Source organism: Enterococcus hulanensis (genome assembly GCF_005405485.1).
GTDB classification, from domain to species: Bacteria; Bacillota; Bacilli; order Lactobacillales; family Enterococcaceae; genus Enterococcus_A; species Enterococcus_A hulanensis.
Genome location: NZ_BJED01000010.1, coordinates 160,923 through 175,474 on the forward strand (window position 1 = coordinate 160,923; position 14,552 = coordinate 175,474).

A 14,552-nucleotide genomic window follows, 5' to 3' on the forward strand; every position below is an offset into this window, starting at 1 on the left:
TGGAAATTGGTTGTTTGTTCTTATTGGAATATGCCTTGTACTTTTAGTCATAATGTTTGTTTTCATTTTCAATCAAATGGTGAAGCAACAGAAGTTAAATCAAATTAAAAATGATAAGAATTCTCCATCAGATTTACTTGAAAAACTAAGCTTCTTTGAAAAAATCGAAGATCAAAAGCAAAGGAAATACAATCAGTATAATTTTCTAACCATGATAATCAGTTTATTCATAGTTTTGTCGATCATAATACTCCTTTCAAGTAAAATCGCATACACAAAAAATCAGGTTCAACAATTACAGGAAGAGATTCACACATTAAAAGTAGAGCAAAAGCAACTTATTTCAAAAATGCCGGTTAAGCAGTATCCGGAAGAAGGCCTTGAATTAAACAAATTGGAATGGAAAAAAATTTTCGACCATGAGGGATCAAGTAAAACACAAATGAAACTTGAGACAGAAGTAGCTGCTAAGATGGGTCCATATTTTGGTATTTCAAGAGTATTGACTAGTGTAGAAAAGTCACCTAAATCATTGTCAATCTCTTTGATAGGAAATACTCAAGAGGAAGAAAACAAGAAATTGATTGTAAGAAATATTGAGTCCTTTGTGCAAGAAGTAGAAACGATTCCTCAATTAATGAAAATTCATATAAAAGTGATGAATACAGAAGGCAAGAAAAATAAAACTCTAATTAATAAAACATACTCACGGCAAAAGTCAGACGATGCTTTTACTATTCAAAAGAAGTAGAAATAGTAGAAGCAAAATATTGGAAAGGAATATCGTAATTTATGCCAAATGTCCGCTCACGTCAAGCAAAAAAAGCAGAGAATCCTTATAAACGTTCAGTAACTAAGAGTCTTGTTCTAACTATATTGACCCTTTTCTTGTTAGTTGTCATGTTTATCTCGGGACAGTTTGTGAGAAAAACATACAGTCTTCATCCTATCTCTGGAACTTCGATGGCGCCAGCACTGACAGAAAAAAACGTGGTACTAGTAAAGAAGAAAGCTACAATCATGCGTTATGATGTGATCGCCTTTTCGGTTGATGGCGAAAAAGAAAAATTTGTTAAGCGAGTGATTGGAATTCCAGGAGATAAACTCTTCATTCGAAATGATCGAATTATTTTGAGTATTGATGACTTTGAGACAACTTATACTTTTCAATTGTCACCTTCAATTTCAGAAGAATTTAAGGACTTAACAACTGTTCCTAATGATATGTACTTTACTATTGGTGATCATGTCGATGTTTCTAAGGATAGCCGAGCATTTGGTTTTGTTTCTAAGAAATCAATTGAAGGGACAGTCCAGTTTGACTTTCAATCATTAAAATAAAAGACGCTAGAAATAAAGTGAAAAGAGGAGAAAAGTGGTGATTGTAAATTGGATCAGCATAGGAGTGCTTATTGCAGTATTCATAATAACTTGTCGACGGATAGCTATCAAATGGCAACTAGAAAGACTGAGACTACCTCGAAATTTACCGTTATCTTTTCAAAGAAAGCTTGATTATGTGAAACAAATTGAACAAAACAAACACGTATCAGCGCTATTATTTTTGACTCTATTTTTAGGAGTAGGATTATCTCTTAGCACGTTTAGTTTATTTCAATTGAACAAGCAATTGTATGCCTTGGAAGAAAAGAACAATGCACTTGGAGATAGACTATACAAAGTAGAGAAAGAACAAAAACAGATGAACACTAAGTTACCTATTAAGGCATATCCGCAAAAGGGAATTGGGTTAAAAGACTATTCTTGGGAACAAATATTTGCTGATGAAAATCGAGAGAAACAATATGAAATTGAGAATGACATTTCAGAAAAAGTTGCTCCTTACTTTGGCCTGTCAACGACTCTGATTGTTTTAGATATTCCAACTCAAACACTTAATATTGCTTTGGCTGGGAACTCTGGAAGTGAGGAAAATAAAAAACAAATAAAAGATAATATTAAAACCTTTGCTAAAGAAGCAAAAGATATTGAGAAGTTAACTCAGATTACTTTTCAAATGAATTTGTTGAACGATAATAAAAAAAATATGTATAGTTGTACATTCTCACGTGAAAATGCGAATGAGGATTTTGTGTTGATTCAAGAGGATGACTGATGAAAGAGGGAGAACAATGACCGCACAACAAAAGAAAAATGGCTGGTTTTTTAATAAGAACATTATTGATGAAATTAATTCTGTCCCAGAGAATGTAATGGTGAACACACCTGTGGCGCCAACTGTTGATACAAACAATGATGAGGTTGCAGAATTGAAGCGACAATTATTAGGAAAAGAAGAAGCTTTTGAACAGTATAAGAATGACGTAAAAGAAGAGAAACGACGTCTCATTAGAGAAAATGAAAATTATAAACAGACGATTCTAAAAAATGGAGAAGAAAAAACGCAAAATCGGCACCAAATTCAAAATTTAGAGGCTGAAATCCGTCAAAATCGTAAAGAAATTCAAAGTTTACAGGAAAATCAAAAGTCCGGTGATTTGAAAGAAAAATTGGATAAAGCTGAAAATAAGATTATGGAACTAAATGCATCATTGGAGCATTATCAAACTGTCGAAAATGAATTGAGTAGGTATAAGGAAAAGTATCATGAAATTGAAATACAACAGAAGTTTGTAGACTCACAGTATCAAAATGCCGTTCAGCAAGTAGAGAAACAACTTCTAGAAGCCCAACAAACAATTCAGGAAAAGGAAGAAAAGATTCATCAAATTGAGAGAGGGATCAATGAAAGAGAACAATCTATTCAAGAAAAAGAAGCGTTGATTCAACGATTACTTGAGGAACAGCGAGATTCTTCTATTGAGGGTGAAGTAGTATCTGACCTTCAGCGTCAAATTATGGTTATCCAAAAAGAAAACGACAAACTAAAGCAGGAAGCACAATATTCTCAACATGAGATTGGAGAAGTCTTGGTAGCCGCACGCAAGCAAGCGAATCGAATGGTAGAGAAAGCTAAATTGGATGCTCAACGAATTATTCAGCATTCTGAACAAGAAATTCAAACGATTCAGGAACGAGCTAAGGAAATTTCATTTGAAGTTGACGAATCTCGACAGGCAATAATGGTCATTTATGACGAGCTAAAAACGCGTGTTGATCAGTTAGCTAAGAATGAAGTTGTCTTAGCAGAAGAAGTATCCAAATTTGATTATTCTAACGTGCCTGCTTCCTCTAAATAACCATCTTAATGAGAAAAACGAGAACAAAGAATTTCAGAATAAAAGATTCTTTGTTCTCTAGAGCTGTACATAACATATAAGTTTTCTCATTAGAGTAAATATAGTAAATCATGTAGGAGGGGGCAATGAGGGTGATTACATTAGGGTGTTTGTTTATCATGGGAATCATTTCTCTTTTCTTAATGTATCGTATGCTGGTTCATTATCGATTGAATAGGGTCTCAGTCAATCAGAGTTCGCGTTTGTTTAAATTAAAACTGGCGCAATTCAAACAGAAGGAGTTACGAAAGAGTCTTATTTATTTATTAGTTGGGTTGTCAGCATCAATTATAGTATCCATTATTACAATTTACCGCCTAGAGATAACTATGAAAGATATCACAACTAATAATCGTATGCTTCAATCTGAAGTCCGTTCGATGAAACAGAAGGAGTCTACAAGCGTGCTACTTGAAGAGTATCCCTCCTCAGGCATAGGGTTAAAAAAAAATTTAGTCAGTGACAATCAAACGATTGATCATAAAGAAAAAGTAGAACATTCTATATCCAACCAACTTCACCCATATATTGGTAAAGCTAATTTTGTTTTTTCATCAAGTAGCGAGTCCGATACTTTTTCTATTCTATTAACAGGATCTGTAGAATCTAGAAATGCTAATCTAGTCATTCTTGGTCAAAATATTTCTGCATTTATAAGGGAAATCTCAGAGATCAAAAATATTTCAGAAATACAGATTAATATTAATGATCAAAATGGAAATGATTTATATAAAGGAAGCTATATAAGAGATGATGAAGGACAGTTTAGATTTCAATCGAAATTGAGGAAAGGAAAAGGTTGATGGCTAAAAATAATTGGTTTTTCAATAAAAATTTGATTGATGAAATAAAAGAGTTTACTAATGATGAGATAGAGCAAGAACAGTTGGAGCTTGAGGATCAGGTAAAGGAAAATGAACATTTAAAAGAACAACTCAACTTAACAATACAGCGACAAGAAGATTATTTATCTGATAATCGTCGTTTATCTAAGGAACTGGAGGAGCTGAAAGAAGCTCATAAGAAAATACTTCAATCAAAAAAAATCCAAGAAACGACTTATAAAGAAAGGATCGAACAGCAGGAACAAAGAAATATTCAATTAACAGAGGTAATTACAAGCTATGAGGAAAAACAAAAAGACTTTGGACAATTCAAGGATAGCTGCGAAAAAAACAAAGTAGAACTTCTTAAAGCAAACGAAATAATAGAAAAACAAGAAAAAGAAATTTCAACCCTCAACGAACGATTTGAACAATTAAATCTAGAAAGAACAGAACCCCAAAAAGCGTATGAGCAATTAAATGAGTATTGTGAGAAGCAAAAAGCAACGCTTTTGGATTATGAAACTCAACTAAAGAAGGCGAAAAAACAACACTTTGAGAGTGTTCAAAGATATACGAGCATTATTCAGCAGGTCAATCGATTAGAAGAAGAACGTGGAGAATTGAGAGGTCAATTGAAGCAACACGTCATCAAAAATAAGCAATTGGAGGAGCGACTAGTCAATATGGAGGGAAATATAAAGGAACATAATAAGGATAAGCAACAATTAGAAGAACAACTTAGCGAAGAAAAAGAAGAGTTGACTGAAGCTTTACATCAAGCTCAAGAGAGAATCACTTTGATGGAAGCAGAGCTTGCTGACAGGAAAGAGTATGCCGATTTAGACGAAAAAAATAAAGAGTTGAGTATAGATTTAACAAAAAAAGAAAATGAAATCCTTCAATTAAAAGAACAAATAGACGTAATGCTAGAAGGACAGACGATTACTGATAACGTCAATCTTGTAAATGAATTGAACGAAAAAGTGGAAGAGTTAGAAAATAATTGTGAGGCGATACAATTTGAGAAAGCGGAATTATTTAGACGTTTAAAGACTACAGAAGAAGTCATCCAACAGAAAAATCAACAATTAAAACAGTTTGAAGAGTTACTCGTCAAACAATCAGAAGAAGTATCTTTTTCTCCAGATGAATTAGCACAAGCAAAGAAGCAAATCGAGGAATTGACAAAAGAAAATGACCAATTAAAAGTTGAATCTACAAAAATTCAATTAGAGATTGGCGAAGTATTGTTTTCTGCAAAAAAACAGGCAAATCGTACGATTGAAGAAGCACAATCTGAGGCAAAACATCTAATTGATGAAGCTGAGTTAGAAGTGGAAACAATCGGCAATCGTGCAAGAAAAATTTTGTTAGAAGTTTCCGAGTCGAAAGATACGGTAATAGATATATATACGGACTTGGAACAAAAAGTTGAACAGCTTGCTAAAGGAGCGCTATTAAATAATAAACAAAATTAACTACTTTTTATGAGAAAAGATTGGATGGGTTTATATATGGATAGGGTTTTGATTTTAACAAAAAATATTTTAATCGAACAAGAGCTTCAGAATAAATTACAATCGTTAAATTATGAAGTGTATTGTTCAGTAAGACTTTTTGATGAATTGATGCATCAAGAAAACACTTCAATTTTTTTCAATATTTTCCAATATGTAATCATAAGTGAAAGTATTTGTGAATCAGAAGTTGTCAGATTATCGTCAACACTGAGTGATTCATCTTTCAAGATTATTAGAAAAGTTGAAAAAAAAGTCACAGAAGTTGATCAGAATTTTTTTGAAACAGGTTTCTTGAATGCCATTATTTCAACTAAGGACTCTCTTGATGAATTGAGAGAATGTTTATCAGTATTGAATTCTCTAACTGAGAAAAGCGTTGAGCGTCTAAATGAAAGAAAACTCTCTCAATTTTCTAGAAGTGCATCATTACTGCAAGATCCTTCATTACAAATATCAAAAAACAGCTTTGATGATACGTCAGCTTATCGCGAAGTTTTGTTGCATTTATCTCATACAGAATCTAGACTCGTGTCGATTCTAGTAAAAGCTGGAAACCAAATAATATCCAGAGAAGCAATCTGCCAAGAGCTGTGGAGAGAAGGACCCACCAAGTCCCATTTAGCTTCTCTTTCAAGCACGATTACACGTGTAAAAGTAAAATTCAAAAAAGCACCGTTAAAGGGGTCTGCAATCCATACCATTTGGGGTAAAGGGTATCGTATTGATCAGGAATTGCTAAGAATAGTTGAATCAGATGATACCTTAACCTTAATCAATTGAAAATTTTGGATGCTAAAGCATTCGTCATAATAAATTCTATAAACAAAGGAGAATTAACCAATAAGAATAGAGTTTGTGGTGTATCAAAGCAGGGTAAAGCCAGTTGAGTTATTACTTTTAGTTCTTTTTATTCTTTATGATGATCTTGTCATTGGATATGTCATATGAACGAAATAGATACCTCTTATCAAAATTGCTTTTATTAGATATTGTTTTTTTTACTTTCCAAAGTATCGATTGTTGAACTTAAAAAACGAACTCAATTCTTCTTAATGATCAAGGATTTTATTATTACTTTTCTCAGTTTGATACTTCCCCATTTTAATCCCATGAAATGAAGTAAAAAAATGAGAGGTAATTAGTTGTCTCAGTCTATTTTGTTAATAAAAAATTCTTATAGCAAGATCTTTTAATTATCAACAAGAGGTAATTCAAATGAATAGAGTAATGGGATTAGGAGAAATAAATATTAGTCTTCAATCATCTAAGAATTGTACAAGTAAAGAATTAATAGTAAAAATGAATGAATTTAGAGTGAACAGACATGCAAACCAAACAATTAATTAAAAGGATTATGAGAGTGAATAGCTTGTTTGTTTTTTTACTAACAACGAAGTAACAGTTAAAGCAAGGATAAAAAGAGACATACAAGTGCATAAGATAATAAAAATTAGGGGAAGTAGTTAGAAGTGATAATTTTCATTAATAGGAGGGAAGTTCACCATATTCTTTAGACAGCACTCGTCACTTCTATACTTTTTAAATATATATAAATAAGGGGATACTTATGAAAAATAGATTAAGGGTTTTAGGAATTACATTATTATGCGGACCATTTCTTCTGTCAGCTCCATTGTCATTTGCAAATGCGGAGTCAGTAGAAACAAAATCAAGCACATCAGTAGCAATACTAGCTGCTGAAACCGAATCAAGCACGTCGATAGCAGCACCAGTACCATCAACTGAATCAAGTACAACACCATCATTAGCAGTAAATGAAAACAATACATCTACATCAGTGCAAGTGGATGAAACAAAACCAAGTGTAACGAATGATGATGCAACTTTACGAGCAGAATTACAAAATTTAGTTAATCAGGGAAATAATGCTATTGCGAATTCGCACCTATACACCGAAGATTCAATTGCTAAACTACAAACTGCGGTGTCTAATGCTCAAGCATGTCTAGATTATAATTTGGATTACTCAGTTTATATTAGTTCAATGAACTATGCGCTTAATTCGTTAGTATTAATAACAACAGAACCAAGTACAACGGAACCAAGTACAACGGAACCAAGTACAACGGAACCAAGTACAACGGAACCAAGTACAACGGAACCAAGTACAACAGAACCGAGTACGACAGAACCGAGTACGACAGAACCAAGTACAACAGAACCAAGTGTAACCAAAAAACCGTCTATTCAAGTATCCGATAAAACAATGTATGTGGGAGATAAATTGACGGAAAATGATATTCTATCATGGGCAAAATTTGAGAATACAGAAGGATTGGATTTTGGTTACGAAATTATTGGAAATCCTATCAAAGTGACAGTTCTAGGTAATACCTTAGTAGGAGTTGGCACTCATAAAATTAGATTCTATATTGAAGGTACTGATTTAAATGGAGAAGAAATCAATGTAGAAAAGATTATTACTCTGACAATTTTGGAGACAAAACAAAATATCGACAATAATGAAAGTAAAGAAAACCCTCTGGACTTAGAAGATTCGAAAACGGAAACAACAGATCCTGTGGAAACAGTGGTAGGGAAACCAAAAGCTATTTCCACCGCTACTAGATATGTAGAATCAGTGAGTTCAGAAAAAAGTAAACTTCCTGAAACTGGAGAAAGTAGTTCAAATTCTTTGGTAGCGCTAGGAATTGCTTTACTAGGAATCTGTTTATACGTAGGAACAAAAAGCAAGAAAAAAATAATTTAGCATTATCTATAATAGAGAATAATTAACTGAAAACTGTGAGTAATTCATGAAAGAAATAGAATTACTCATGGTTTTCTTATTCTAAAGTAGTCAATAGTTTAACTTTCAACAATATAAAAAAATATTTCATTAATCTATATTAGGGGCCAAAGATAAGAACTGAAGCGACCTTATTATTATATAGCAAGCAAAAATCTTATAGATTTATCTCTCAAGAAGAGCCAACGGACAAATATAGTGTTGATTTTGATCAGGAATTATTGCCATCATAACTTAAGAAGTTAAAGTTTTAGATTTTCTTAGAAATCTTATACAATCAGAATCCGCGGTGAAAAAGGGTGGTTAGGACCTGCAGCAATTTAGTTCACGGGATATGGTACACTTTTCTTGACTATCAGTTGTATTACCAGGATGAATGAACTCTATTGAGATAAATATATGACCGTGAATCTAAACTTTAGATTTCTACGGATAACCTTGAGAAGAAAGCAACTACTAAGGGAATCTCTGAATAATACAATACTTCTCGTCCAACAATCTCTCGGTGAGCCTCAGAATACCGCCGATACGGAAACAAGGCTTTTTCCTTGTCCGGAAAAAGCCTTGTTTCTTTTCGTCCTTGATATGTATAGAAGCACTCGTGTTAATATGGATTTTTTCCTGATAACGAAGGGGGAGATACCAATCATAAAGCTTTTTCATTATTTGTCCATTTTGGATGAATGGATAGTTAATATTAACTGTGTAAGTAACCGCTAATCCTAGGTAGGTGGTTGCTTCACAGTTTTTATTTTTCTAAAATGAAGCTAAGAGGTGATTTTATTATGGCTAGAAAGAAAAGAATTTCTGAGATAAATGCGATTGATACAATGTTGAAACTATCTCTAATATAAACCTGTCCACTAAAATGACCACCTACTCCTTCTATTAATATCTATAGCTTTTACAAAACAACAGAACCGGGTCATGAATGAAACGAGATCTAATTAAAGTTACTTCAATCTGTAATCCCTTAATTGTCGATTTGACTTTTTTCTTGTTCCTAACCTACCCTTTTCAATATCTCAACTTGGGAAATCGGCGCAAAGCGTTAACGTCTACGCCAACATTAATGACATTAGGACCAAGAATAGATTTAAACCTCTTTTTGATTGAGAGATGAAAACACCTCTTATTAAATTCAGTTGCCGAACTTAATAAGAGGTGTTCTATAATATGATTTATGGTACCCGTTATTTGCTTAACTAATTTGGTATGATCGAACTTAGAAAAGCTCAAATTTTCTTTCTTAATTGCAGGCTATCTATTCCTTTTATTGATCCAATCAGTTGAAAGATCCATTGCAGCTCGAGCAGCATGAGTTTGGTCCAATGAATTTACCATGACAAAATCATGAATCATTCCTTGGAAACGAACTTGTGTCACGCCGACACCTGCATTGCGCAACTTACGTGCGTAAGCTTCACCTTCGTCTCGTAATACATCCGCTTCGCCATTCAAAATCATTGCATCTGGCAACCCCTTCAATTCCTCTATGGTAGAACGCAATGGTGAAGCAGTAATTTCATTACGTTCGGATTCATCAGTTGTATATTGATTCCAGAACCATTGCATGCCAGCTTTCGTTAGAAAATATCCTTCTGCAAATTGATTATATGATTCCGTATCAAAATTGGCATCCGTTACTGGATAATATAAAACTTGTTGTTTGATTGGAATGCCTCCACGCTGTTTAGTCATGATCGTCATTACCGTGGCCATGTTTCCTCCAACAGAATCCCCAGATACAGTTAAATGATCGATATCGAGTTTTTCATCTTTAGAAATGGTCTTCAATTTTTGCAAGATCGAATAGTTTTGTTCAATAGCTGTAGGGTATTTTGCTTCTGGAGAACGATCGTATTCAGGAAACACTACTACTGAATTGGTTCTAACTGCCAGTTCTCGCACCAATTTATCATGGGTATTTTTACTACCAAATACCCATCCCGCTCCATGAATATAGTAAATTACAGGAAGTTCGCTTGTATTCCCTTTAGGTCGTATGAAACGGACATTAATTTCGCCCCATTTCCCTGTATCCATAATTTTATCTTCAATGTCAACATCTAATTTAATCACAGGAGATTCTTGTACTTGTTCCAGTAAGGCACGACCTTCTTCTGGTGGTAATTCATAGATACGTGGGTGTGGCGCATTTGCTTCGCTAAATTCAACCGCTTCTTTTTCTAGTGAAATTCTTTTTACCATAATAACGTCCTCCTAGCTAATTTTTGTTACAAGACAACATTACCATTTTCAAAAAAATGAGAAAAACATGCTGCTTGTGACTAAAGTAGTAATCGAATCAGACTTATTCATTAACTATAGGAATGATTATTTAAATGACTAGTTTTCGATAAAAAAATGGAACATCCGATTTTAGTCGTTCGAAAATCTAGTTTCCTTATCGCTGCTCGGACCTCACACTCGTTCATTTATAAAATCCAAATAACCGAGTGTTTCTCTATAGGTATGTGTTTTAACACATTCTAGGATATTTTAATTCATTGTGGCGCTTTCTCGATAATTCGGGATATGTTATAGCTGTCATTCACTATCATTGGATTTATAACTTGTAAGAAGTTCAGAATCAAAAGACTCAGTAAAGTGGACACTAGGATTGTTAGCATAAAAATGATTATTGGAAAATAAAATAGAGATTTCATCACATGTGTTAAAGTCAGGGTGCTAAAAACCTTAAAAAATCAACAGGGAGGAATCTCTTATGAAAATTGTCTAACAAGCTGTGGAGAAAATCAGTCAAGAAATGATGACTCAATTTGTTGGATTCCAAAATCACACTGTAAATAAAAATAGTATTCAATTTTAAACCAACAATTTCTTGCGGCTCAAGATGGAAGTACTCTGTCCTTTGATCCATTTTCCATTAAACGGGGAAATAAAATTAAAATTATTTAAAGAACAGAAAATAAGTGGAGGGATTATCTTCTATAAGAGAGAAAGAGGCGGTTATTTATAATTAATAAAACCTATTCTGAAAAAGAGACGTTTTGATCACGTGCTATTTCTCCTCTAGTGCGTCAAAATATTATACTCCTGCTATATTTCTTTGATAGTAAAATTCAAATAGACACTGTAAATTACTAACTTTCCTTTGATGACTCTTGGAAAAAGGACTTCTTTTTGAGGTCCTTTTTTTGTATTCAACAGATTTCTTAAAAATGTACTTTTAAAGTACATTTTTAGGAAATCACTTAAAGCATACGCATGCTAAACTCCATTCTCTGAGAACTCTTGTATGGGAAGAGAGGGATTCTTGGAGGCTCAGCTAGACATAGGAGAAATGATTGGATGAATAAAAAAAAGCATCTCCTCGAAGTGAGGGGATGCTTTTCATAACTTATAAATTCAAATAATTATTAATTGTAACCTGTAAATCTCTTGGTTTAGCTAAAACCAAGATGATGAATCATTATCGAATCCTATAAATAACAATTATAGGAAACATGTTAATTATATTGTAATCTAACGAACTGGAAAAATCAACTTAATTTTAATAATAACTGTTGCATTTATCATGAATTTCACTGGTTACATGAAATTAAGAAAAAGTCGAAAGGTCGAAATCAAAATATTCGGTGAAATGACTGTTTACTTAGTACGTCATTTTCGCCGTCAAAATAAAAGGAGAAAGCTATGCGTAGAGGAGAAAATATTTATCAAAGAAAAGACGGACGTTGGGAAGGACGCTATCGTAAAGGACGAAAAGCTGATGGACAGGTGAAATACGGCTATGTCTATGGAAAATCCTTACGAGAAGTACGAATGAAACTGTATCCGTTAAAAGTGCGTTATCAAACCATTCAGTCGATGCAAGGAAGTTCATGCATCCCTTTAGAGGAATGGGGCTGCCAATGGTTACGGGCGATTAAAAAAGACGTGAAATTGTCCACCTATGCAAATTACCAATACAAGTTGACCAAATATGTCTTTCCATTTATTGGCGATCGCTCGCTAAATGAGCTGACTCACGAAACTGGGAACCACTTGGTTCAACAGTGGAGTCTGTATGGGTTAAAAAGCTCGACCATGAAGGTGGTTATGCAGATCTTAGGCCAGTGTTTAAACAAGGCGAAGAAATGTGATCATATAAAGGAGAACCCTTTTTCTTCTATTAAATTACCGAAAGAACGGAAACAAAAAATTCGTTCACTGACCGAAAAAGAACAAGAAAAGCTAGAAACAGCGGCGATAAACGTAGGCGGCGTCCGCGGATTACCCACGTACTTAGCCTTGAATACCGGCTTACGCATTGGAGAAATTGCTGCTTTGCGTTGGACAGATATTGATTTTGAGCGAAATCTAATCCAAGTTTCTCATACCTATCAACGACTGGCATTAGTAGATGGGCTACGGAAAACCCAACTCGTGTATGACACCGTGAAAACGGAAGCGTCGGCACGTCTCGTTCCTTTCGGAACGATATTGAAGAAAAAACTGCTTCGATTAAAGAGACAATCCACGAGTCAGTATGTCTTTTCAACCAATGATCGCCCAATGGAACCACGTTTGTTAACGTACTACTTCCATCAATTACGTGAAGCTACAGGAATTCAAGATATCCATTTTCACCAACTACGTCATACGTTCGCGACTCGTTGCTTGGAGGTACAAGGAGATATTCTGTCTGTCAGTGCGATCCTTGGGCATACATCTACACAACTGACCTTAGATACCTATGCGGATTCACTGATTGAGCAGCGGATGCAGGTGATTGTTCAATTGGAGAAAAGGCATCAGAGAGTAAATGAATAGCTAAAAGCAAAAATTAAAAAATTTTTGAAAGAAGAATTTTCGGTTATTCTTTTTTTATTTTTTAAGAAAGCGCTTACTCCGAGAGTGAATAATTTCACTCGATAAAATGCTACTTGTTATTAAAAAAAATCGGTTTTCAATTAGTCTTTTTTGTTATTAGCCGTCAACTTTCGTCAAGCCCCCTTCCAAAACAGCTTTGTATCAATAGTTCTAGCACCCAACTTGGTTTTAGCTAAACCAAGAGAAAAAAGGGGCATTCTTCAAAAAAGGAAAAGTGTCTCCTAAGTTCATTGTACGACTTGTTTCTTTTAATATCAATTGTGCGTTTTCGCACATTTAGATATACTAAACTATTTTATTACAAGGAGAGAAAAGAGATGAAGAAAAAATTATTGGCAGGTTTAGTAACAAGTGCAACTTTGGTCGGTATTTGTGTGGCAGGAGGTCTGAATGTATCGGCTACAGAAGTAGACAACGCGGATACTGAAATAGGGATCGGCTTTACTGGACATGGACCTGGGACAATCCCTGGACCATTAGAAATTCAATGGGCCCCATTGAAACTCGATTTCCACAATGCAAATACGGTGAATACGGTTGTTAAAGATTTCCCAGAGATCACAGGGAATAAAAAATATGCCGTAATCAGTGATACACGTGCAGGCGCCACCGATGAATGGAAATTAACGGCACAATTAACAGAATTAAAAAATGCAGCTGCGACTGAAACCCTAACGGGTGCCATTTTGAAATTTGATTCTGCTCTTCAAGGGTACCAAGGCATGAACGCGCCAGAAGCACCAGGTTCAATTATTGCAGCTGGGGCACGTACAGCAACGATCTCATCGTCCAGCCAAACAGTCAATGCTGGCGGAACAGCAGTGACAGTGATGCAAGACGGCACAGGTACAGGGACATTCCAAGGACAATCGGCTATGGAAATGGACAACATTGAATTAGAAGTACCTGCAAATGCCGCACAAGTGGGCGAACAATACCAAGGGACATTGACTTGGTCATTGGATGACACGCTCTAATTAAGAAAGTAACCATTTGGGGGAGGAGTGAAACTCCTCTCCCTTTTCATCTTTGGATGAATAGTTAGGAGGCCACCTGTGAGACAAAAAGTCATGTATTCAACACTTGTCTGTTCCTTTCTTCTGTGTCTGCTTTTATTTCCAACACGCAGTTTCGCGGACGAAACCGGGACGGAAGAAAAGATGGGGTTTTCAGTGGAAAGTATCATTCCAGAGAATCAAGTGGATCGGACAAAGACCTATTTTTATTTATCGGTCATGCCCGAACAAACACAGACCATTCAAGTCAAGCTCAAGAGTTTACAAGAAGCCCCTGTGACTGTTCAAATCAACATTCATGACGCGGTAAGCAGTTCGATCGGCGCCATTGATTACGCCCA

Annotated in this window: 13 protein-coding genes; 12 read left to right on the forward strand and 1 reads right to left on the reverse strand. The window is 34.7% G+C overall.

Going from position 1 to position 14,552, the window contains the following annotated elements; genetic code table 11:
* The first annotated feature begins 10 nt into the window (after nucleotides 1–10).
* The 9 genes from FFR60_RS12805 (at nucleotide 11) to FFR60_RS12840 (ending at nucleotide 8,317) form a co-directional block, all read left to right on the forward strand.
* Nucleotides 11–751, forward strand: a complete 741-nt coding sequence (locus FFR60_RS12805; protein ID WP_137664444.1) for a hypothetical protein — start codon at nucleotides 11–13, stop codon at nucleotides 749–751.
* A 41-nt stretch (nucleotides 752–792) separates the two neighbouring features.
* Nucleotides 793–1,341, forward strand: coding sequence for a signal peptidase I (gene lepB, locus FFR60_RS12810; RefSeq protein ID WP_137664445.1), 549 nt, complete (start codon nucleotides 793–795; stop codon nucleotides 1,339–1,341).
* 37 nt (nucleotides 1,342–1,378) lie between these two features.
* The gene (locus FFR60_RS12815) at nucleotides 1,379–2,116 is read left to right on the forward strand and encodes a hypothetical protein (RefSeq protein WP_249354998.1); all 738 of its coding nucleotides are present in this window, start codon (nucleotides 1,379–1,381) and stop codon (nucleotides 2,114–2,116) included.
* Nucleotides 2,109–3,200 (forward strand): coiled-coil domain-containing protein, encoded by a 1,092-nt coding sequence (locus FFR60_RS12820; RefSeq protein WP_249354999.1) that lies wholly within the window; start codon nucleotides 2,109–2,111, stop codon nucleotides 3,198–3,200. The genes FFR60_RS12815 and FFR60_RS12820 overlap by 8 nt, the downstream gene beginning before the upstream one ends.
* A gap of 125 nt (nucleotides 3,201–3,325) precedes the next feature.
* A complete protein-coding gene (locus FFR60_RS12825) occupies nucleotides 3,326–4,042 on the forward strand; it encodes a hypothetical protein (protein ID WP_137664447.1) in 717 nt (238 codons plus the stop codon).
* Nucleotides 4,042–5,544 (forward strand): coiled-coil domain-containing protein, encoded by a 1,503-nt coding sequence (locus FFR60_RS12830; RefSeq protein WP_137664448.1) that lies wholly within the window; start codon nucleotides 4,042–4,044, stop codon nucleotides 5,542–5,544. The genes FFR60_RS12825 and FFR60_RS12830 overlap by 1 nt, the downstream gene beginning before the upstream one ends.
* Nucleotides 5,545–5,568: 24 nt before the next feature.
* Nucleotides 5,569–6,366 (forward strand): winged helix-turn-helix domain-containing protein, encoded by a 798-nt coding sequence (locus FFR60_RS12835; protein ID WP_249355000.1) that lies wholly within the window; start codon nucleotides 5,569–5,571, stop codon nucleotides 6,364–6,366.
* Between the two features lie 435 nt (nucleotides 6,367–6,801).
* Nucleotides 6,802–6,933: a hypothetical protein gene (locus FFR60_RS23095; protein WP_283205007.1), complete on the forward strand. Its 132-nt coding sequence runs from the start codon at nucleotides 6,802–6,804 to the stop codon at nucleotides 6,931–6,933.
* A 286-nt stretch (nucleotides 6,934–7,219) separates the two neighbouring features.
* Nucleotides 7,220–8,317, forward strand: coding sequence for an LPXTG cell wall anchor domain-containing protein (locus tag FFR60_RS12840; RefSeq protein WP_137664449.1), 1,098 nt, complete (start codon nucleotides 7,220–7,222; stop codon nucleotides 8,315–8,317).
* A gap of 1,299 nt (nucleotides 8,318–9,616) precedes the next feature.
* Here the strand turns inward: FFR60_RS12840 and FFR60_RS12845 are convergent.
* Entirely contained in the window at nucleotides 9,617–10,567 is a 951-nt protein-coding gene (locus FFR60_RS12845) for an alpha/beta hydrolase (RefSeq protein WP_137664450.1), read from the reverse strand.
* Nucleotides 10,568–12,016: 1,449 nt separating this feature from the next.
* On the opposite strand from FFR60_RS12845, the gene FFR60_RS12850 reads away from it, so the two are divergent.
* The 3 genes from FFR60_RS12850 to FFR60_RS12860 form a co-directional block, all read left to right on the forward strand.
* Entirely contained in the window at nucleotides 12,017–13,135 is a 1,119-nt protein-coding gene (locus tag FFR60_RS12850) for a tyrosine-type recombinase/integrase (protein WP_137664451.1), read from the forward strand.
* Nucleotides 13,136–13,512: 377 nt separating this feature from the next.
* Nucleotides 13,513–14,172 carry a WxL domain-containing protein gene (locus FFR60_RS12855; protein WP_137664452.1) on the forward strand — a complete coding sequence of 220 codons (660 nt, stop codon included), beginning with the start codon at nucleotides 13,513–13,515 and terminating at the stop codon, nucleotides 14,170–14,172.
* Nucleotides 14,173–14,250: 78 nt separating this feature from the next.
* Nucleotides 14,251–14,552 (forward strand): WxL protein peptidoglycan domain-containing protein (locus tag FFR60_RS12860; RefSeq protein WP_371853371.1); only part of this gene is annotated, 302 nt, incomplete at its 3' end.